This is a genomic window from Kitasatospora sp. NPDC087861, from assembly GCF_044742585.1.
In the GTDB taxonomy this organism is placed as follows: Bacteria; Actinomycetota; Actinomycetes; order Streptomycetales; family Streptomycetaceae; genus Kitasatospora.
In genome coordinates, this window is record NZ_JBIUUS010000016.1 from 136,193 (window position 1) to 154,386 (window position 18,194).

The 18,194-nt window shown below is 73.1% G+C and carries 19 protein-coding genes and 4 tRNA genes; 13 read left to right on the plus strand and 10 right to left on the minus strand.

All coding sequences use genetic code 11. The features are described 5' to 3' along the window. The first annotated feature begins 32 nt into the window (after positions 1-32). A complete protein-coding gene (locus tag ACIOJE_RS22975) occupies positions 33-1,193 on the plus strand; it encodes an alpha/beta hydrolase family protein (protein ID WP_400778352.1) in 1,161 nt (386 codons plus the stop codon). A gap of 417 nt (positions 1,194-1,610) precedes the next feature. Here ACIOJE_RS22975 and ACIOJE_RS22980 read toward each other — a convergent pair whose 3' ends face one another. After that, a complete protein-coding gene (locus tag ACIOJE_RS22980; protein WP_400778354.1) occupies positions 1,611-2,852 on the minus strand; it encodes a plasmid pRiA4b ORF-3 family protein in 1,242 nt (413 codons plus the stop codon). 70 nt (positions 2,853-2,922) lie between these two features. Between ACIOJE_RS22980 and ACIOJE_RS22985 the strand changes: the two genes are divergently transcribed. From ACIOJE_RS22985 to ACIOJE_RS23000, 4 genes are read left to right on the plus strand one after another with little or no spacing between them, the layout of a single operon-like run. Continuing rightward, complete coding sequence (locus tag ACIOJE_RS22985) at positions 2,923-3,771, plus strand: hypothetical protein (protein WP_400778357.1); 849 nt, start codon at positions 2,923-2,925, stop codon at positions 3,769-3,771. Between the two features lie 46 nt (positions 3,772-3,817). Further along, on the plus strand, positions 3,818-4,195 hold the full coding sequence (locus ACIOJE_RS22990) for a type II toxin-antitoxin system RelE/ParE family toxin (RefSeq protein WP_400778360.1): 378 nt from the start codon (positions 3,818-3,820) through the stop codon (positions 4,193-4,195). Continuing rightward, positions 4,192-4,527, plus strand: coding sequence for a helix-turn-helix transcriptional regulator (locus ACIOJE_RS22995; RefSeq protein ID WP_329566339.1), 336 nt, complete (start codon positions 4,192-4,194; stop codon positions 4,525-4,527). Before ACIOJE_RS22990 ends, ACIOJE_RS22995 begins: the two co-directional genes overlap by 4 nt. A 13-nt stretch (positions 4,528-4,540) precedes the next feature. Continuing rightward, positions 4,541-4,801 carry a helix-turn-helix domain-containing protein gene (locus ACIOJE_RS23000; RefSeq protein WP_400778363.1) on the plus strand — a complete coding sequence of 87 codons (261 nt, stop codon included), beginning with the start codon at positions 4,541-4,543 and terminating at the stop codon, positions 4,799-4,801. Between the two features lie 129 nt (positions 4,802-4,930). Here the strand turns inward: ACIOJE_RS23000 and ACIOJE_RS23005 are convergent. From ACIOJE_RS23005 to ACIOJE_RS23020, 4 genes are all read right to left on the minus strand, one after another. Then, positions 4,931-5,004: transfer RNA gene (locus ACIOJE_RS23005), tRNA-Phe, on the minus strand. A 27-nt stretch (positions 5,005-5,031) separates the two neighbouring features. Beyond that, positions 5,032-5,105: transfer RNA gene (locus ACIOJE_RS23010), tRNA-Asp, on the minus strand. Between the two features lie 54 nt (positions 5,106-5,159). Further along, a tRNA-Glu gene (locus ACIOJE_RS23015) sits at positions 5,160-5,232 on the minus strand. A 115-nt stretch (positions 5,233-5,347) separates the two neighbouring features. Beyond that, complete coding sequence (locus ACIOJE_RS23020; RefSeq protein WP_280674049.1) at positions 5,348-5,689, minus strand: metallopeptidase family protein; 342 nt, start codon at positions 5,687-5,689, stop codon at positions 5,348-5,350. A gap of 70 nt (positions 5,690-5,759) precedes the next feature. Between ACIOJE_RS23020 and crcB (ACIOJE_RS23025) the strand changes: the two genes are divergently transcribed. The 5 genes from crcB (ACIOJE_RS23025) to ACIOJE_RS23045 all read left to right on the plus strand — a co-directional run bounded on the left by crcB (ACIOJE_RS23025) (position 5,760) and on the right by ACIOJE_RS23045 (position 11,432). Then, complete coding sequence (gene crcB / locus ACIOJE_RS23025) at positions 5,760-6,257, plus strand: fluoride efflux transporter CrcB (protein WP_400778366.1); 498 nt, start codon at positions 5,760-5,762, stop codon at positions 6,255-6,257. Further along, entirely contained in the window at positions 6,254-6,604 is a 351-nt protein-coding gene (locus tag ACIOJE_RS23030) for a DUF190 domain-containing protein (RefSeq protein WP_280674051.1), read from the plus strand. Before crcB (ACIOJE_RS23025) ends, ACIOJE_RS23030 begins: the two co-directional genes overlap by 4 nt. After that, positions 6,601-6,975 carry a fluoride efflux transporter CrcB gene (gene crcB / locus ACIOJE_RS23035; protein WP_400778368.1) on the plus strand — a complete coding sequence of 125 codons (375 nt, stop codon included), beginning with the start codon at positions 6,601-6,603 and terminating at the stop codon, positions 6,973-6,975. The genes ACIOJE_RS23030 and crcB (ACIOJE_RS23035) overlap by 4 nt, the downstream gene beginning before the upstream one ends. Before the next feature lie 1,093 nt (positions 6,976-8,068). After that, positions 8,069-10,417, plus strand: coding sequence for a DEAD/DEAH box helicase (locus ACIOJE_RS23040; protein ID WP_400778370.1), 2,349 nt, complete (start codon positions 8,069-8,071; stop codon positions 10,415-10,417). A gap of 184 nt (positions 10,418-10,601) precedes the next feature. Further along, positions 10,602-11,432 carry a TIGR02452 family protein gene (locus tag ACIOJE_RS23045; RefSeq protein WP_280674055.1) on the plus strand — a complete coding sequence of 277 codons (831 nt, stop codon included), beginning with the start codon at positions 10,602-10,604 and terminating at the stop codon, positions 11,430-11,432. A 137-nt stretch (positions 11,433-11,569) separates the two neighbouring features. Here the strand turns inward: ACIOJE_RS23045 and ACIOJE_RS23050 are convergent, their stop codons facing one another. Then, the gene (locus tag ACIOJE_RS23050; RefSeq protein WP_280674056.1) at positions 11,570-11,905 is read right to left on the minus strand and encodes a hypothetical protein; all 336 of its coding nucleotides are present in this window, start codon (positions 11,903-11,905) and stop codon (positions 11,570-11,572) included. 109 nt (positions 11,906-12,014) lie between these two features. Next, positions 12,015-13,109, minus strand: a complete 1,095-nt coding sequence (locus tag ACIOJE_RS23055) for a hypothetical protein (RefSeq protein ID WP_400778375.1) — start codon at positions 13,107-13,109, stop codon at positions 12,015-12,017. 81 nt (positions 13,110-13,190) lie between these two features. Here ACIOJE_RS23055 and ACIOJE_RS23060 point away from each other — a divergent pair, with 81 nt between their 5' ends. After that, positions 13,191-13,706 carry an RICIN domain-containing protein gene (locus tag ACIOJE_RS23060; RefSeq protein WP_400778377.1) on the plus strand — a complete coding sequence of 172 codons (516 nt, stop codon included), beginning with the start codon at positions 13,191-13,193 and terminating at the stop codon, positions 13,704-13,706. 39 nt (positions 13,707-13,745) lie between these two features. On the opposite strand, the gene ACIOJE_RS23065 is transcribed toward ACIOJE_RS23060, so the two are convergent. Next, positions 13,746-14,441: a tyrosine-protein phosphatase gene (locus ACIOJE_RS23065; protein ID WP_400778379.1), complete on the minus strand. Its 696-nt coding sequence runs from the start codon at positions 14,439-14,441 to the stop codon at positions 13,746-13,748. 152 nt (positions 14,442-14,593) lie between these two features. Further along, positions 14,594-15,355 carry an SDR family oxidoreductase gene (locus tag ACIOJE_RS23070; protein WP_400778382.1) on the minus strand — a complete coding sequence of 254 codons (762 nt, stop codon included), beginning with the start codon at positions 15,353-15,355 and terminating at the stop codon, positions 14,594-14,596. A gap of 127 nt (positions 15,356-15,482) precedes the next feature. On the opposite strand from ACIOJE_RS23070, the gene ACIOJE_RS23075 reads away from it, so the two are divergent. Beyond that, a complete protein-coding gene (locus ACIOJE_RS23075; protein ID WP_400778383.1) occupies positions 15,483-16,274 on the plus strand; it encodes a DNA polymerase beta superfamily protein in 792 nt (263 codons plus the stop codon). A 37-nt stretch (positions 16,275-16,311) separates the two neighbouring features. After that, positions 16,312-16,387: transfer RNA gene (locus ACIOJE_RS23080), tRNA-Lys, on the plus strand. Positions 16,388-16,862: 475 nt separating this feature from the next. Here the strand turns inward: ACIOJE_RS23080 and ACIOJE_RS23085 are convergent. Beyond that, entirely contained in the window at positions 16,863-17,945 is a 1,083-nt protein-coding gene (locus ACIOJE_RS23085; RefSeq protein ID WP_280674061.1) for an acyl-CoA desaturase, read from the minus strand. Positions 17,946-18,194 lie beyond the last annotated feature (249 nt).

The following is an 18,194-nucleotide window of genomic DNA, read 5'->3' on the forward strand; positions in this document are numbered from 1 at the left end:
CGGCCCTGAGGACCGAAGAAGGGAACCCCCCGATGTCCGACACCCCCGACCTGAGCTTCCTCGACGCCCCCGGCCTCCTGGCCGCCTTCGTCGAGGAGAACCGCCCGCGTGCCCACGGCGCCGGCCTCGACCCGTACGAGTACACCCGGGTGACCGCCCCGCTGACCTCCCTGCGCGACTGGCCGGCCGCCTGCCGCGCCGCCGGCCACCGCTACACCGAGGCCGCCGACCGCGCCGCGGCCGAGGGCCGTACCGTCACGGCCGGCAGCAGCCACCGGGCGGCCGCCCGCTGGTTCCACGCCGCCGGGCTGCTCCCGCACCCCGACCGGGCCGCCGCCGCCCGCACCGCCGCCGAGGCCGACGGGGCGATGCGACGTGCGCTGGCCCTCCTCGACCCGGACGCGGAACGCGTCGAGGGCGAGGGCTTCGCGGGCTGGCTGCGCCGCCCGGCGACGGCCGCCGGGGGCCGTTTCCCGGTGGTGGTGGTCGTGCCGGGGATGGACTCCGGCAAGGAGGAGTTCCACGCGGTCGCGGAGGCACTGCTGGCCCGCGGCCTCGCCGTCCTCGCGATCGACGGCCCCGGGCAGGGCGTGCTGGCCACCACCAGCGCGCCGGAACCGGACTACCACCGTGTCGTCGGCCGCGCCCTCGACGCCCTCGACGCCCTCGACGCCTTGGGCGCCGGGAGTCGCCTGGACCTGGCCCGGACGGCGGTGATCGGCCTCAGCCTGGGCGGCTACTACGCCGCCACGGCCGCCGCCCACGAGCCCCGCATCCGAGCCGCCGCCTTGGTCAGCGGCCCGTACCGGCTGGACTGGGACGCCCTCGTCCCGTTCGTCACCGCGACCCTCGCCCAGCGCTGTGGCGGCCTCGACGCCGCCCGCGCCTTCGTCCGCCGGGTGGACCTGACCGCCCTCGCCCCCGCGATCACCACCCCGCTCCTCGTGGTCGAGGGCGGCGAGGACCGCATCCCCGGCGTCACCGCCGCCACCGCCCTGGTCGAGCAGGCCCCCGACACCGAACTCCTGCTCGTCCCGCACGGCAACCACCTGCTGGGCACGGCCCTCCCCGACTGGCTCCCCGCCACCGCCGACTGGCTCACCATCCGCCTCACCGGCCACGGAACGCCCGGTCACGGAGCACCCGGCGGCGTCGGGGCCGATCGGCGTCGGGCGGTGCGCGAGCCGGTGTAGTTCGGTACGGCAGCAGGTCGCTCGTGGTCAGGTCGAAGTCGAAGGGACCGGGGATGTGCGGAGTCTCACCGAACTCGATGTCCTCGCGGCGGTGGTACTTCGTGCCGTCGGGTCGGCTGAACAGGGTGACGGTCTTCTGCCCGGCCTCGACCAGCAGGTACAGCGGGCGTACCCCGCCGGGCGGCGCGTGGCACGCGAAAGGCCCCGAAGAGCGAACTCTCCGGGGCCTTTCCTCTGCTGTGGCCAGGGCCGGGGTCGAACCGGCGACCTTCCGCTTTTCAGGCCAAGCCGGGGCGCCGGAATGCCCTGATTTGAGCGCTTCCGCCGTCCGCAGAAGTGCGGCTTCGGACGTCATCGTGCACGGCGGTTGGCGTCAACGTTGGCGTCGACCGGAGTCTCGGGATCGGCCTGTGCTCGTCAGTCGAGGGTGCGCAGTTGCCGGTTGATCTCGCGCAGGTCGAAGTGGGCCGGGTCGAAGTCGGCTGCCGTCTTGAGACCGAGCCAGCGAAGCAGGTCCTCGTGCTCCGGGTCGGCGTAGTCCTGGAGGGTCCGCTTGAGGTCCTCGTACCCGCCCGGGCCGCCGCAGTCCTCAGGTGGGCAGGCTCCGGCGCCGTCCACGCAGGCGGGATAGTGGTGGCCGGCCCCGGCTGTCATCCGGCGTTCGACGGTGATCCGGTGCTCCCACGAGTCGCCGAAATCGTAGTCGTAATCGAGGCCTCCATCTTCCTTGACCAGGCTGTCCAGGACAGCGGTGGTCTCGTCCACGAAGTCCAGTTCGGCGGAGCGGCGTCCGTACTGGACGCCGTTCGCGCTGAACGCGTGCAGGTGACAGTTCTGCCAGCCCATGGCGGCCTGGATGACCTGGTGCAGCCTGTCGAGGCGGATGCCTGCCGGTACCTGGACGAGACGCCAGACCGAAGGCTGGTCCACGTCGGAGAGCTGGATGCGGAGTTCGTAGACCGGGTCACCAGGGCGCGGCTCCCCGCGAAGCCGGGCCAGGGCTTCACGGCCGGCCGCGGTGAATGCGACGGTGTTACCGGCCAGTTCGACTGCGCCGAGGCCCGTGAGCACGGTGAGCAGGCGTGCCACGTCACGGTCGTTGCCCTGGCGCAGGAGGCCGAGGCGGTTCTCCGGAAGGTCATCGAGGACGAAGAACCCGGACAGTGTGTCCCACACCGCAGCCCGCAGTTTCTGCTCCGGCACCGGAAGGTCGGTGGCGTAGAGGCTCGTCAGTACCGCCCGCAGCCCGGCCGGGTACTCCTCCGCGAGCATCGAGTCGAGCCACCCGGAGGGGAGAACCGCCTCGCCGATGCGGGACAGGGCCTCGAACAGCGCGTCGAGGAGGCGCTCGGGGTTCTCCACCACGCGCGCGTTCTTCTTGACGGGCACCAGGCGCCCGCCGGCGACCCGAAGCAGCCGGGCCGCCTTGGCCCACTCCACCAGCAGGTTCAGGTGGTACAGCTCCTGGCTGGACTTGGTCTTGAAGGTCCTGTCACCGATGGCCGGGTCGATGGTGTCGCCGGTCTCCAGGAGAGTGACCAGGGCCCGCCCATCCGCGAGGGTCACCTTCCCCGTCTGGGTGAGCTTGCGTCCCGCGCCGATCCAGCTGAGGAGACCTCGGATCTGCTCGATGGTGCGTGGCTGCTCGGGATCCATCATCGCTTCCTGTCCGCTTTGGGTTTGACCGATTCCATCATCGGGGGTCGGGGGTCCCGCTAGGGTCGCAGCGATGAGCGAGTACCAGTACTACGAGTTCCTGGCGATCGACCGGCCGCTGACCGGCGATGAGCGGGAGCAGCTGCGATCGCTGTCGACCCGGGCCCGGATCACGGCGACCAGCTTCACCAACGAGTACCACTGGGGCAACTTCCGCGGTGATCCGAGGCGGATGGTGGAGCGGTACTACGACGCTCACCTCTACCTGACCAACTGGGGCACCCATCAGGTGATCCTGCGCCTGCCGAAGGGGCAGCTCGCGCTGCGGGCGCTGGAGCCGTACTGCTTCGACGAGTGCGTCGAGGCATGGACGACCAAGACCCACCTCGTCCTGGACCTGCGCAGTGAGGACGAGGGTGGGGACTGGGAGGAGGGCGCCGAGGACTCGCTCGGTGCCATCGCCGGGGTTCGGGCCGAGTTGGCCTCCGGGGATCACCGTGCCCTCTACCTCGCATGGCTGTCCGCCATCGGCGTTTGGGGGCTCCAGGACGACGAGGAGGAGGCTTACCAGGAAGCGGTCGAGCCTCCGGTCCCGGCCGGGCTCGACCGGCTCACCGCACCGCAGCGAGCGCTCGCGGACTTCCTGCGTGTCGATGACGACCTGCTGGCGGTCGCCGCCCAGGCCAGCCCGCCCGCCCCCGCCCCTCGGAAGCGGCCCGGGAAGAAGGCGCTGGAACCGCTGATCGCCGCACTCCCCGACAAGGAGAAGAACGACCTCCTGCTGCGCCTGGCCCTGGGCAGTGAGGCACAGCTGGGCGCCGAACTGCTGCGCCGCCTGCGCGGCGAACCGGTTGCCGCGACCGTGCCGGGGCAGCGATCCGCAGCTGAACTGCTGGACGCAGCGCACGCGCGGGCCGCTTGAAACGAACCGACGACCCATACCATCTGCGTGATATACAGTGGCTGGTATGGGCGAGCGCTACTCCATCGAGCTGGAACCGGAGGTGCGTCTCTGGCTTGCGAGTCTCACCCCGCAGCACTATCGGCAGGTCGAGGAGAAGGCTGATCTCCTTGCCGAGTACCCAACCACGCTCGACGAACCGCACTCGCGGAACCTGGGTGATGGGGTGCGTGAACTGCGCCTCGGCCTGAGCGGGAACGCGGTGCGGATCAGCTACTGGCTGGCGCCTGGACGCCGCATCGTTCTGCTTACCGTCTTTCGCAAGACCCGAATGCGTGAGGAAGCGGAGGTCAAACGAGCCAAGGCTGCCAAGCTGGTGTGCGAGACGGGGCATCCTGAAGCTCATGAGATCTACAGTCGCAACACGGCGGAGGAGGAACGGTGAATCACGCACGCTGGCAGCTGGCTCGGGACAAGCGCGCGCTTCACAGGGAGTTCGAGCCCCCTGCGATCATCGCCGAGCGGGAGCAGATTCGTCTGGCCATGGCGCTCGGCCAGCTCGTCTACGACCGGCGTACCCAGTTGGGACTGAGCGAGGACGATCTGGCGGTTCGCCTCGGTAGCACCGCTGACGAGGTGGAACACATCGAGGTCGGTGGAGTCCTTCCGGTCACGTCCGACCTGCTTCTCCGGATTGCCGCGGCTCTGGAGGTGTCCGTGGACGTCCATCTGGCGACCTCGGGCACGGCAGTCAGCTTCGCCGCTCGCGCCGCATAGCCAGGAGGAAGCCGTGGACTACGGGCAGCAGTTGTCGGCCGCTCTGCGGGACAGGCGAAGGCAACTGGGGATCTCCCAGGCCGAACTCGCCCGGCGGGCCGGTATGACGCAGCCTGGCATCTCCCGCGTGGAACTGGGGGACACGACCCCGACCCTTCCCCTCCTGGCGCGGCTCGCCGAGGCGTTGGAGGCAGACCTCGACATCCGGCTGGCCCCCCTGGACGGAAGGACGACGATGCGCTTCGTGCCCCACCGTCACGCCGGCGCGGGGTGACGGCAGGTGCGGTGGAGGTGCGGCAAAGACGCGGAGGGCCTGACCGTCCGCTGTGCCGTTGGCGTCAAACGGCACGAAAACGCCCCCGAAGCGAGCTGCTTCGAGGGCATCGTGCCTGGTCAGGCTATGTGGCCAGGGCCGGGGTCGAACCGGCGACCTTCCGCTTTTCAGGCGGACGCTCGTACCAACTGAGCTACCTGGCCGTACTGCACCGTCTCTTGCGAGACGAGCGATCCCGACGGGACTTGAACCCGCGACCTCCACCTTGACAGGGTGGCGAGCTAACCAACTGCTCCACGGGACCTTGTAGTGGTTGCCCACTAAGGTCTTGCGGCACTGCTTTTACTACGGTACTGCGTGCCCCCAACGGGATTCGAACCCGTGCTACCGCCTTGAAAGGGCGGCGTCCTGGGCCACTAGACGATGAGGGCTTGCGGCCTGTCCCGCTGTTTCCAGCGTTCGGGGACGTCGAGAAGCATATGGGATGCCGGGCGGATCGCCAAAACGGGTTTCGGCCGGGTGGGTGGGGGCGGCCCGGGCAGGGGGTCAGGACCAGCCGAGTTCGTCGAGTTCGTGGTCGTCGAAGCCGAAGTGGTGGGCGACCTCGTGGATGACCGTGGTGCGGACCTCCTCGACGACCTGGTCGTGGGTCTCGCAGTGCCGGAGGGTGGGGCCGCGGTAGATGAGGATCCGGTCGGGCAGGACGCCCGCGTACCACTCGCCGCGTTCGGTGAGCGGGGTGCCCTCGTAGAGGCCGAGGAGTTCCGGGTCGGCGGGGTCGGGCTCGTCCTCGACGAAGACGGCGACGTTGTCCATCATGGCCGCGAGCTGCGGGGGAATCTGGTCGAGGGCGTCACTGACCAGCGTCTCGAACTCTTCCCGGGTCATCTCCACCGGATCATTGTCGGGTCTGGAGTGACGGTGTGCCAGGTGGCGGGAGCCGGTGTTTGATGGGGCTATGGCGACCTCGGACGGCACGGTGGACGGGCCGGCGCGAACCCGGCCGGTGGACGGCGAAGCGGTGGCCCGCAGGCGGCCGCCGGTGTGGCGGGGGCAGGGGCCGACCGTGGCGGTGGTCGCGGTCGGCGGGGCGATCGGGGCGGTGGCGAGGTACGGGGCCGGGCTGGCCCGGGCGGACGGGCCGACGGTGTTCCCGTGGACGACGCTGCTGATCAACGTGGTCGGCTGTGCGGTGATCGGGGTCTTCCTGGTGGTGATCACCGAGGGGCGTCCGGCGCATCCGCTGCTGCGGCCGTTCTTCGGCACCGGGGTGCTGGGCGGCTTCACCACCTTCTCGACGTACGCGGTGGACATCCGGCGGCTGGTGGAGGCGGGGCGGCCCGGGATCGGGCTGGCGTACCTGGGCCTGACGCTGCTGGGCGCGCTCGGCGCGGTGTGGGCGGCGGCCGTCCTGGCGCGGCGTCTGATCGGCCGCGGCGCCGGGGGTGCGCGGTGAGCCGGCTGAGCGGGCCGGCGCTGCGGCTGACCGTGCTGGTGGGGGAGAACGACCGTTGGCACCACAAGCCGCTGTACAGCGAGATCGTGCACCGGGCGCGGGCGGCGGGGCTGGCCGGGGCGAGCGTGTTCCGGGGGATCGAGGGGTTCGGGGCGTCGTCGCTGGTGCACACGGCACGGCTGCTGTCGCTGAGCGAGGACCTGCCGGTGGCGGTGGTGATCGTGGACGAGGAGGAGCGGGTGCGGGCGTTCCTGCCGCAGTTGGACGGGCTGGTGGCGGAGGGGCTGGTGCTGCTGGACCGCTGCGAGGTGGTCAGGTACGTGGGGCGGGAAGGGGCTTCGGGGTGAACTGGCTGTTGGTGGTGGCGGGCGCGGTGGTCGGGGCGCCGCTGCGGTACCTGACCGACCGGGCGGTGCAGGCCCGGCGCGACTCGGTGTTCCCCTGGGGGACGTTCACGGTGAACGTGGTCGGCAGCCTGGTGCTCGGCCTGGTGACCGGGGCGGTGGTGGCGGGTGCCGCGTCTGCGCAGGTCCAGGTGCTGCTGGGGACGGGGCTGTGCGGGGCGCTGACCACGTACTCGACCTTCTCGTACGAGACGCTGCGGCTGGTCGAGACCGGGGCCGGGCGGTACGCGCTGGCGAACGTGGTGGGCAGCGTGGTGGCGGGGCTGGCCGCGGTGTACGCGGGGGCGGGGCTGGCCTCGGCGCTCTGGGGCTGAGCCGGGGCGCCCGGTCCGCCCGGTCCGCCCGGTCCGGCCGGGGGCCCGGGCGCTTCCTGGCGCGCTGCCCGTGTCCCGTCGGGGCGGGCGCGCGTTGGGCACCGAAAAGCGGCCGCGCGAGCAGTGGGCGGCCCGGGTGGGGCGGTGGAGAGGAAGCTCGGTGGCTTCGGTGCGTACGGCTTCGGTGCGGGTGGCGGGACTTCGTACGGTTCGTCCGGCGGGGCCGCGGGCGGCGGGACTTCGGGCGGCGGGACTTCGGGCGGCGGCGGTGCTGGCGGTGGCCGGGCTGGGGCTGACGGGGTGCATGTCGGTCGGCCCGGGTGGGGCGGAGGAGCAGCACGGCGTGGCGCCGGTCGGACAGGTCGGTCCGGCGGGCAGGCCGGGGGCGACGGCCGGTCCGTCGGCCTCGCCGACCGGCGGGCACTCGGGTGGTGCGTCCGGGCGCCCGGAGCGTCCGGGGGGCGTGCAGGGCGAGAACGCGCCGAGTGGGGCGACGGCCACGGTGGCGGGCGAGGTGGTGCCCGGCGTGAACGGCGCGGCCGCCGGCGTGGTCCCGGTGCCGGGGGCGCCCGCCGTCGACGCCGCGCCGGGTGCCACCGGCGTGAACGACTCGGCAGGCGGCGTGAGCGCCAGCCCCGCGCCCCGGCAGGGCTCCGGTGCGTCGGCCGGTACCGGCGGTCAGGCGGGCACCGGAGGCGCCGGGGGCGCGGGCGGCACCGGTGACGGCCGCTCCGCCGGCGGAGCTGCGGGCACGCCGTCGGCCTCGCCGAGCAGCCACCCGTCGACCTCCCCCGAGCCCGGGCGCACCTCACCCGCCGCGACCGTCCCGCCGACCCCGGAGCCCTCGGCCGGTAGTTCCGGTTCCTCGGCCCCGAGCCCGCGGGCGGGTGGGCATTAGGGGGCTGGCCAGGGCATTTGCCTCTGATCCCGAGGGTCCTCTATGGTGGTAGATCGTTCGTTTGATTCATTTGACTGGCGCCCTATTCCCATCTGGCGCCCTTGGCGCGTTCCGGCGATCCGTGGCTGACCGCATAGAGGCGGTTGTGAAACAGAACCCCGGACTTTGGCGCGTGCCACTTCCGGAAGGTTTTGCATGTCTCTCGTTGACGACGCCCGCTTCGCCATGCCCGCGAGCGAGTCCGCCGCCGATGTCACCACCGAATCCACCCCCGACGCCGTCGAGGTCGAGCCGACCGACGCCGTCACCGAGACCGTCGAGGTCGAGGACGTCGACACCGACGCCGAGCTCGACGAGGCCGAGGCCGAGGCCGAGGACGCCGAGCCCACCATCACCTTCGGTGACCTGGGCCTGCACGACGACGTCGTGCGCGCGCTCGCCAAGCGTGGCGTCACCACCCCGTTCCCGATCCAGGCCGCGACCATCCCGGACGCGCTGGCCGGCAAGGACGTCCTGGGCCGTGGCCGTACCGGCTCCGGCAAGACCCTCAGCTTCGGCCTGCCGCTGCTGACGCGCCTCGCCGACGGCGAGCGCACCAAGCCCAAGCACCCGCGCGGCCTGATCCTCGTCCCGACCCGCGAGCTGGCCATGCAGGTGGCCGACGCCCTGGAGCCGTTCGGCTCGGTGCTCGGCCTCAAGCTGAAGGTCGTCTGCGGCGGCACCTCGATGTCGAACCAGATCTACGCGCTGGAGCGCGGCGTCGACATCCTGGTCGCCACCCCCGGCCGTCTGCGCGACCTGCTGAACCGCGGCAGCGCCAAGCTCGCCGACGTCAAGACCGTCGTGCTCGACGAGGCCGACCAGATGGCCGACATGGGCTTCCTGCCCGAGGTCACCGAGATCCTCGACCAGGTGCCGGCCGGCGGCCAGCGCCTGCTGTTCTCCGCCACCCTGGAGAACGAGATCGACACCCTGGTCAAGCGCTACCTGAAGAACCCGGTCACCCACGAGGTCGACCCGTCGGCCGGCGCGGTCACCACCATGACCCACCACATCCTCGTGGTGAAGCCCAAGGACAAGGCGCCGATCACCAACGCGATCGCCGCCCGCAAGGGCCGCACGATCATCTTCGTCCGCACCCAGATGGGCGCCGACCGCGTCGCCGAGCAGCTCATCGAGGCCGGCGTGAAGGCCGACGCGCTGCACGGCGGCATGACCCAGGGCGCCCGTACCCGCGTCCTCGGCGACTTCAAGGACGGCTACGTCAACGTCGTCGTCGCCACCGACGTCGCCGCCCGCGGCATCCACGTCGACGGCATCGACCTGGTCCTCAACGTGGACCCGGCCGGCGACCACAAGGACTACCTGCACCGCTCCGGCCGCACCGCGCGGGCCGGCCGCTCCGGCGCCGTCGTCACCCTGGTGCTGCCGCACCAGCGCCGTGGCGTCTTCCGCCTGATGGAGGACGCGGGCGTCGACGCCTCGCGCCACATCCTCGACCACGCCTTCGACGCCGAGGTCGCCAAGATCACCGGCGCCCGTTCGCTCACCGAGGTGCAGGCCGAGAGCGCCGCCAACATCGCCGGTGCCGCCGAGCGCGAGCTCGCCGACATGACCCGCCAGCTGGAGCGCGCGCAGCGCCGCGCCACCGAGCTGCGCGACGAGGCCGACCGCCTCGCCGCCCGGGCCGCGCGCGAGCGGGCCGAGCTGGGCATCGAGGACGAGGCCCCGGCCGCCGAGGCGGGCGACGAGGACGCTGCGCAGGCTCCGGCCGCCGAGGCGACGGCTCCGGCCGCCGCGCCGCAGGCCGAGGAGCGCACGCCGTCGTACCGCGAGGCGCGCACCGAGCGCCCGGCGTTCGGCCGGGACCGCGACCGGGACCGTGACGACCGTCGCTCCGGTGGTGGCTTCAACCGTGACCGTGACGACCGTCGTTCGGGCGGTTTCGACCGTGACCGTGACGACCGCCGTTCCGGTGGTGGCTTCAACCGTGACCGTGACGACCGTCGCTCCGGTGGTTTCGACCGTGACCGTGACGACCGTCGTTCCGGTGGTGGTTTCGACCGGGACCGTGACGACCGTCGTTCCGGTGGTGGCTTCAACCGCGATGACCGCGGTGGCGACCGTGGCGCCCGTTCGGGCGGTTTCGACCGTGACCGTGGCGGCTTCAACCGGGACCGTGACGACCGTGGCGGCCGTTCCTTCGGTGACCGTCCGGCCCGTTCCGGTGGCTTCGACCGTGACCGCGGTGGCTTCAACCGGGACCGTGACGACCGTGGCGGCCGTTCCTTCGGTGACCGTCCGGCCCGTTCCTTCGGTGACCGCCCGTCCTTCGGCCGGGACCGCGACGAGCGCGGCGGCGGCAGCAGCAGCCGTCCGTTCGCGCGTCGTGACGACCACCGCTCCGGTGGCCGTCCGCAGGCCTCCGGTGGTGGCTTCAACCGCGATGACCGCGGTGGCGACCGTGGCGCCCGTTCGGGCGGTTTCGACCGTGACCGTGGCGGCTTCAACCGCGACGACCGCAAGCCGCGCTGGAAGAACTGACGCCGTACGGCCGGTGGGTGACCACCGGTAGCCGAGCACGGACGACGTAGCCGAGCACACACGAAGGGCCCGCTCCATGGACTGGAGCGGGCCCTTCGCGTTCCCCCGATTCCCCCGAGGTGTTGTTCTGTGGTTGAGAATAACCTGTGGCGCGCCACTACGGAAGTCCCGTAGCGTCCCGGACATGAGCAGCAGACTGCATGACGTGGCGCGGGTGAACGAGGAGATCGCCGAGCGGGGGAGCTACCGGGCAGCCGGCGGCGAACTCGTGCCGGTGGGGGAGCAGTTGGCGGCCGCCAGGGCCGGTACGGTGTCGTACGCGCCGAAGGCGCTGGACGCGCTGCTGCGGGCCGGGGACCCGGGGCCCGGGCCGCGCGGGCCGGTGGAGGTGACGGCCGAGGGGAGCATCGAGGCCGCCCGGCGCCTGGTCGAGGACGGGGCCGGCCCGGTCGGGGTGCTCAACTTCGCCTCCGCGCGCAACCCCGGCGGCGGCTACCTGCGCGGGGCCCGCGCCCAGGAGGAGGACCTGTGCCGCAGCGCGCTGCTGTACACCTGCCTGCTGGAGGCGCCGGACTACTACGAGGCGCATCGCGCCTCCACCGACCTCCGGTACAGCCACCGGGTGATCGTCTCGCCCGACGTGCCGGTGGTCCGCGGCCGGGGCGGTGACCTGCTGGCGCGGCCGTACCCGGTCACCTTCCTGACCTCGCCCGCGCCCAACGCCGGTCAGCTGGAACGGCGTTCGGCCGACGTGGACGTCCGGGGCGTGCTCGCCGAGCGGGCCGTCCGGGTGCTCGCGGCGGCGGCCCGGCACGAGGTGCGCGCGCTGGTGCTCGGGGCCTGGGGCTGCGGGGTGTTCCGCAACGACCCCGGCCAGGTCGCCGAGGCCTTCGAGGGCGCGCTGGCCCGGTACGGGGCGGCCTTCGAGCGGGTGGTGTTCGCGGTGTGGGACCGCTCACCGGTCTCGGCGAACCGGGCCGCGTTCGAGGCGCGGTTCGGCGCGGCGGTGCGGTGAGATCGGCTCGGGCCGGTGGGTGAGGCCGGCGAGGCCTGCTCGGGCCGGTGGGTGAGGCCGGTGAGGTCGGCTCGGGCCGGTGGGTGAGGCCGCGGTGGGTGAGGCCGGCGAGCGGTCCGTCGGAGGGCCTGCGCCGGTTACCGCTTGCGGGCGGCCAGCGCCGTCGCAGCCGTCGAGGCCGCCGCGACCACACCGGTGACGGCGAAGACCGACGGCCAGGCGCCGATCCTCTTCGCCAGCGGGTGCGAGCCGCCGAACGCCGCCACGTACAGGCCGGTCAGCGCCGCCGCGGTGGCCGCGCCCGAGCTGCGGTGCCACTGCGCGGCCGCCCCGGCACCGGCCACCGCCAGCACCGCGCCGCCCAGTTCGCGCCGGCCGCTCCAGCGCGCGACGCCGTAACCGCCGACCAGACCGCTCGCCGCGGTCAGCGCGGCGGGCGCGGCGGCCGAGAGCACGTTCGGGACCTTCGCCATCGTCGACTCCACTCGTAGAGGTTGTCTCTCGATTTCCTGTTCCGGTCTCCGACCCTAACCCGGCCGTCCGGCGCGGCCGACCGGGCCGCTACCGCCGGCAGGCAGGCCGCTACCGGAACGCCTGCTCCGCGCTCTGCGCCGGCGCCGTACGGGCCAGCCGCTGCGCGGCCTCCGCCGGGGTCAGCACCCGCTCCAGCCGCAGGTCGCCCGGGATCTCCTGGATGAACCGCCCGGCCGACCAACTGCGCTCGTACGGCAGCGGGTCCAGCACCAGGGTGCGGACGCCGTCCACCACCGGGATGTCGCCGGGCGTCCCCTCGTTCCACAGCCACGACCCGTCCGGGGCGACCAGGTTGAACGCGCCGGTCGCGATCACCAGGCGGCCGTCCAGGACGGCGGTGCGGGCCAGCGCCACCACCTCCGGGTCCGGCCGGGTGCCCGGCAGGTGGCCGCCGCCGATCAGCACGTCGGCGAGCAGGGTGTGCAGTTGGAAGGTGTCGCCCAGCCCGTCCATGCGCAGCAGGTAACCGGTGCCGGTGGGGCGGTCCAGCACCAGCAGCGGCTCGTCGTCGAGCATCAGCGCCAGCGACGCCAGGCCCTTGAAGTCGTGCTGCCCGCCCTCGTACCGGCCGAACAGCTCCAGCAGCACGTCCGTCACGCCCGAGGTGCGCGACTCGCCGCGCACCGGCGCGTGCGCGTACACCGCCCAGGCGGCCCGCTGCCACAGGTGCAGCGTCCACCAGGCGACCACGGCCAGGTGCGCGTGCCAGGCGTCCAGGCGCGCCGGATCCGCGATCCGGTCGTGCGCCTCGACCGGATCATCCCCCTCCGGGTCGGGCAGCGGGCCGCCGCCGGTCTCCGCCCACCGCTGCACCAGGTGCTGCGCGCCGGTCAGTGCCCCGCGCAGGCCTGCCAGCACCGGGCCCGCGCAGGCGGCCGGGTCGGCGCCGTTCTCCACGCAGGCGCCCACGACCATCGCCAGGTGCGCCCGGGGGAACGGCGGGGCGTCCGGCAGCAGCGCGGCCAGCCGGGGGCCGGCCGCCGCCACCTCGGCCGGAGCGGCCGACCCGAACAGCCCGCCCACCAGGCCCAGCGCGGGGCCGAAGCGCTCGTCCTCCCCGGCGACGGCCACCGCCTCCAACGCGGCCACCGCCTCCAGGAGGGTGGGCTGCTGACGGTGCGGCGGAACGTGGTCGGAAGACATTCGCCGCAGCATAGGCGGGGGGCACGGGCGGGGTCGGCGCCGGGTACCGCGTCGGCGGCGCCCCCCGCACCCTCGACCCCCGTGCCGCCGTCCCCGCCGCCGTTTTCGGCCACGAGGCCTGTCGGTCCCCGATGGCAGACTTCGACCGTGACTGACACCGCGATCACCGACGGCCGCTACCTGATCCGCAACGTCGGCAGCTGCCTGCTGCTCGAAGTCGCCGACGGCAGCCGGCGCAGCGGCGCCCGCGTCCGCCAGGGCGCGGACGACGGCTCCGACGCCCAGCTCTGGCAGCTCACCGCCGTCCACCCGGGCGGCGCCCTCTGCCACCTGGAGAACGTCGCCAGCGGCAAGCGCCTCGACGTCGCGGGCGCCTCGCCCGACAACGGCGTCCCCATCCAGCAGTGGTCCGCCAACGCCTTCGGCGCCCAGGAGTGGCTGCTCGAAGCCCACGTGGACGACCCCGGCACCTACACCATCACCAGCTTCATCAGCGGCAAGCCCCTCACCGCCGCCGCACCGCCCGACCGCGCCGTCCACCAGTGGGAGGACACCGACTCCCCCACCCAGTGGTGGCGCTTCGAGCGCCGGGGATAGGGGGCCGGACAGGTCCGGGCAGGTCAGGTCAGGGCCGGGTCAGGCGGACAGGTTGGCGTGCAGGGCGGTCAGTTCCTCCTCCGTGACGCCGTGCGCCCGGAGGTAGGCGGGGATGGAGGAGTGCCGGGCGCGGATCCAGCCGAGGGCGGAGGCGAGCAGTTCGGCGCCGACGGGACGGGAGATGCGCTCGGTGCCGGTCTCGTCGAGGTACGGGGTGGGGCCCTGGTCGAGGCCGAGGCCGACGTTGGAGCGCAGGAAGTCGGCGGTGACGTCCGTCTCCGAGGCGCCGAGCAGGGACTGCAGGACGGCGATGGTCAGGCCGGTGCGGTCCTTGCCGACGGCGCAGTGCACGACGGTGGGCAGCCCGCCGGGGGCGGCGAGACGGCGGACGACGGCGGCGAGCGAGGGACCGGCGTGCTCGGCCATGAAGGGGTAGAGGGCGGCCTGGTCCTCGGGCCAGGGCTGGTCGACGTCCTCGCGGTTGGCGGGTAGCGTCGGCAGGTTCAGGGACTCCAGGTCGAGGCCGTGCCGCAGGTCGGGCCAGGCCTCCAGCTCGACCGGGCTGCGCAGGTCGAGGACGGTGCGCAGGCCGAGGTCCTTGAGGCGCCGGGCGCCCTCCTCGGTGAGGGTGTGGAAGGAACCGGAGCGGTAGAGCACGCCCCGCCGCAGGGCGCCGATCCCGCCCGCGTCACGGAAGTTGCGCACACCGGGGATGTCGATGAAGGCGTCGGTCATGGCCCCACCGTACGGGCGGGGAGCGGGCCGGCGGAAGGAAACCGGAGGGAGCCTTTCAGCGTCCGCCGGACGCCGATCCGGAGCCAGCTCGCATCGGCGCCGGATCAGCGCCGGGCGCCCGGGGTACCCGCTCCGGGCGCCCGGAACCCGCCTCAGCGTCCGCCGGAGACGTCCAGGAACGCGTTGGTCGTGTACGAGGCGGCCGGGGAGAGCAGGAAGAGGATCGCCTCGGCGACCTCCTCCGGCCGTCCGCCGCGCTGCATCGGCAGCCCGGGGGCGACCCGGTCGACCCGGCCGGGCTCGCCGCCGAGGGCGTGGATGTCGGTGTGGATCAGGCCGGGGCGGACGGCGTTGACCCGGATGCCCTCGGCGGCGACCTCCAGGGCGAGGCCGCGGGTCATCGAGTCGACGGCGCCCTTGGCGGCCGCGTAGTCGACGTACTCGTTGGGCGAGCCGAGCCGGGAGGCGGCCGAGGAGACGTTGACGATGGCGCCGCCGCGGCCGCCGTGCCGGGTGGACATCCGGCGGACGGCCTGGGCCGCGCACAGGAACGGGCCGGTGATGTTGGCGGCCCAGATCCGGTTCAGCCGGTCCTCGTCGATGTCCTCCAGCCGGCACTGCTTCTCCAGCGTGCCGGCGTTGTTCACCAGGCCGGTGAGCAGCCCGAGTTCGGCGTCCACGGTGGTGAACAGCCGCTCCACCTCGGCGGTGCGGGTGACATCGGCCCGGACGGCGAGCGCGGTGCCGCCCTCGGCCCGGATCGCGTCCGCCACGGCGGTGGCCGAGGCCTCGTCCGCACGGTAGTTGACGCAGACCCGGTAGCCGCGGCGGGCGGCCAGCAGGGCGGTGGCGGCGCCGATGCCGCGGCCGGCGCCGGTGACGAGGAGGACCTCGTCGGAGTTGGTGGTCGACATGGCCGGTACGCTACCCGGCGCTCCGGCCGGGCAGCGTCCGGAGCGGAAATCGTTCGCCCGGCGCGGCCCGGACCGGCGAGGATGCGGTACCGGCGCCGCCACCGCCCGCCCGGCCGAGAGGAGTCCGATGATGTCCGCCGCACCCGCCGCACCCGCCGCAGCTGCTGCACCCGCCGCGCCCGGCACCGTGCCCGGCACCGTGCTGCTCGCCGGCGTTGTCGGCTCCACCGCGTACGGCTTCGCCCACGCCGGCTCCGACATCGACCGGCTCGGCCTGTACGCCGCCCCCACCGAGGAGTTGCACGGCCTGCACCGACCGGCCGAGTCGCACGTCACCACCGGGCCCGACGTCACCCTGCACGAGGCCGCCAAGTGGTGCCGCCTGGCGCTGTCCTGCAACCCGACCGCCTCCGAACTCGTCTGGCTGCCGGACGACCTGTACGAGATCCGCACCCCGCTCGGTGGTGAACTGGTCGAGATCCGCTCGAGTTTCCTCAGCGCGCCGGCCGTCCGGAAGGCCTATCTCGGTTACGCAGAGCAGCAGTTCCGCAAACTGCTGACCCGCGACACCACCGACCCGGCCACCCGCCGCCGGGCCGCCAAGCACGCCCGGCACCTGGTCCGGCTGGTCGAACAGGCCGTCCGTCTGCACGAGACGGGCCGCAACCTGGTCCGCCTCCCCGACCCCGAACACGTCCGCGACCTGGGCGAACGCATCGCCGACCGCCCCGCCGTCGCCGAATCCCTGCTCGCCGACGCCGCCGACCGCCTCGCCCGCCCCGGCGTCCTCCCGGCCGCCCCCGACCCGCGCCCCGTCGAATCCTGGCTCCGCCGCGTCCGCGCCGCCCACTACACCCCGTTCCCCACCCCCGGCGCGCCCGCGCAATCCACTGGCGGAGCCCTGGGCCCCACCGGGTAGGATCACGATGGCCCTCCCCGACCGGGACCGGGGCCGCGGGCCACTAGCTCAATTGGCAGAGCTGCGGACTTTTAATCCGTAGGTTCAGGGTTCGAGCCCCTGGTGGCCCACCACACCGAAGGCCAGGTCAGACCTCCTCTGACCTGGCCTTTTTCGTGTCCGGCGGGCAGCTGACCGCGCCGGTGGGTTTCGTCCCCCGCGCCTGGCCGCGATCGCGGCTCCTGAGCGAGCGGCCCCTGAGCGAGCGGCCCGAGCGGCCGTCGCGGTACGGGCCGTCGCACGACCGGGGGAGTCCCCGGGGCTGATCGGACGCCGTCGGGAGCTTGCCGACGCGCTCGCCGAGCGGCTCGGGCTCCCCTCCAACGGCACGGAGCCGAGTGCGGCCCGGCGGCCCCGGAATGGACGAACTCGACTGAAGTCGACCGGAGTCGGCGCCGGTCCTTCGGGTGGCCGAAGGATCCCGGTTTCCGCCGGACGGGTCGTGAACGAGAGTGACAGCGGCACCCCGGCTGTTCGTGCTGCCGGGGTGCCGCTGGGTTTTCGGGGTGCGGGCGGATGGGCCGCCCGTCGTGGGACCGGAGGGGTGGGTCAGGACGGGGTGCGGAGGGGGGCGCCGGTGTGGTGGAGGTGAGCGAGGATCTCGCGGTAGGAGCGGAAGAGGCCGGTCTCGTAGTAGGGGATCTCCTTCTCGGCGCAGAAGGTGCGGGTCATCCGGGCGGCGCGGCGCAGGGCCGGGGTGGGCATGCTGGGGAAGAGGTGGTGCTCGACCTGGTAGTTGAGGCCGCCCATCAGGGCGTCGAGGAAGAAGCCGCCGCGGACGTTGCGGGAGGTGAGGACCTGGCGGCGGAGGAAGTCGAGCCGCATGCCGGGGGTGACCATCAGCATGCCCTTGTGGTTGGGGGCGAAGACGCAGCCGAGGTAGACGCCGAGCAGGGCCTGGTGGATGGCGAGGAAGGCGAAGGCCTTGCCGACCGGGAGGGCGGCGAAGACCAGCCCGAGGTAGGCGGCGAAGTGGACGACCAGCAGGACGCCCTCCAGGTACGGGCGCTTCATGATCGGGCTGCGCAGCGCGCGGAAGCTGTTGAAGCTGAGGTTGAGGCCTTCGAGCAGGAGCAGCGGGAAGAAGAGGAAGGCCTGACGGCGGCCGATGAAGCGGGCGAGGCCGCTGGCCTGCCGGGCCTGGCGCTGGGACCAGACGACGAGGTCGGGGGAGACGTCCGGGTCCCGCTCCTCGTGGTTGGGGTTGGCGTGGTGGCGGGTGTGCTTGTTCATCCACCAGCCGTAGCTCATGCCCATCAGGAGGTTGGCGACGATGCGGCCGCCGAGCTCGCCGGCCCGGCGGCCGGTGAACACCTGACGGTGGGCCAGGTCGTGAGCCAGTAGTCCCAGTTGGGCGAAGACGATGGACATGGCGGCGGCCAGCGCGAGTTGGAGCCAGGTGTCGCCGAGGGCGAACATGGCCCACCAGCCGCCGAGGAACGCGGCGAGGACGAGGCCCGCGCGGACGGTGTAGTAGACCGGGCGCCGGTCGAGCAGGCCCTCGGCCGTGATCCGGCGGCTCAGCTGGGCGAAGTCGCTGCCGCCGGTGCCGGACTGGGCGGTGTCCGGTGGTCCGGCGGGCTGCGGCGGCCGGGTTTGCGCGGTCGGCGTCCCCGCGGTGTCGGTGGTCATGGTGATGAGTGTGGTCTAGCGAACGGGCCTTGAGAAACGGGGGCAGCCCCAGGGGCGGGGGGAGGAAAACCCCCGGGCCGGTCGGACGGTGGTGCTTGTGTGACGTGTGGTGTCTCGTGGGGTTGCCGGTGCGTGGCGGACGTGGCGTAGGTCACGTTGGAATCGGCCGGTTTCGGGTGTTCTGTAGGGGGATTGGGAGATGGCGGCCGTGGCTGGTGGTGTACCGGAGGTCGGTGATCACGTCGGGCC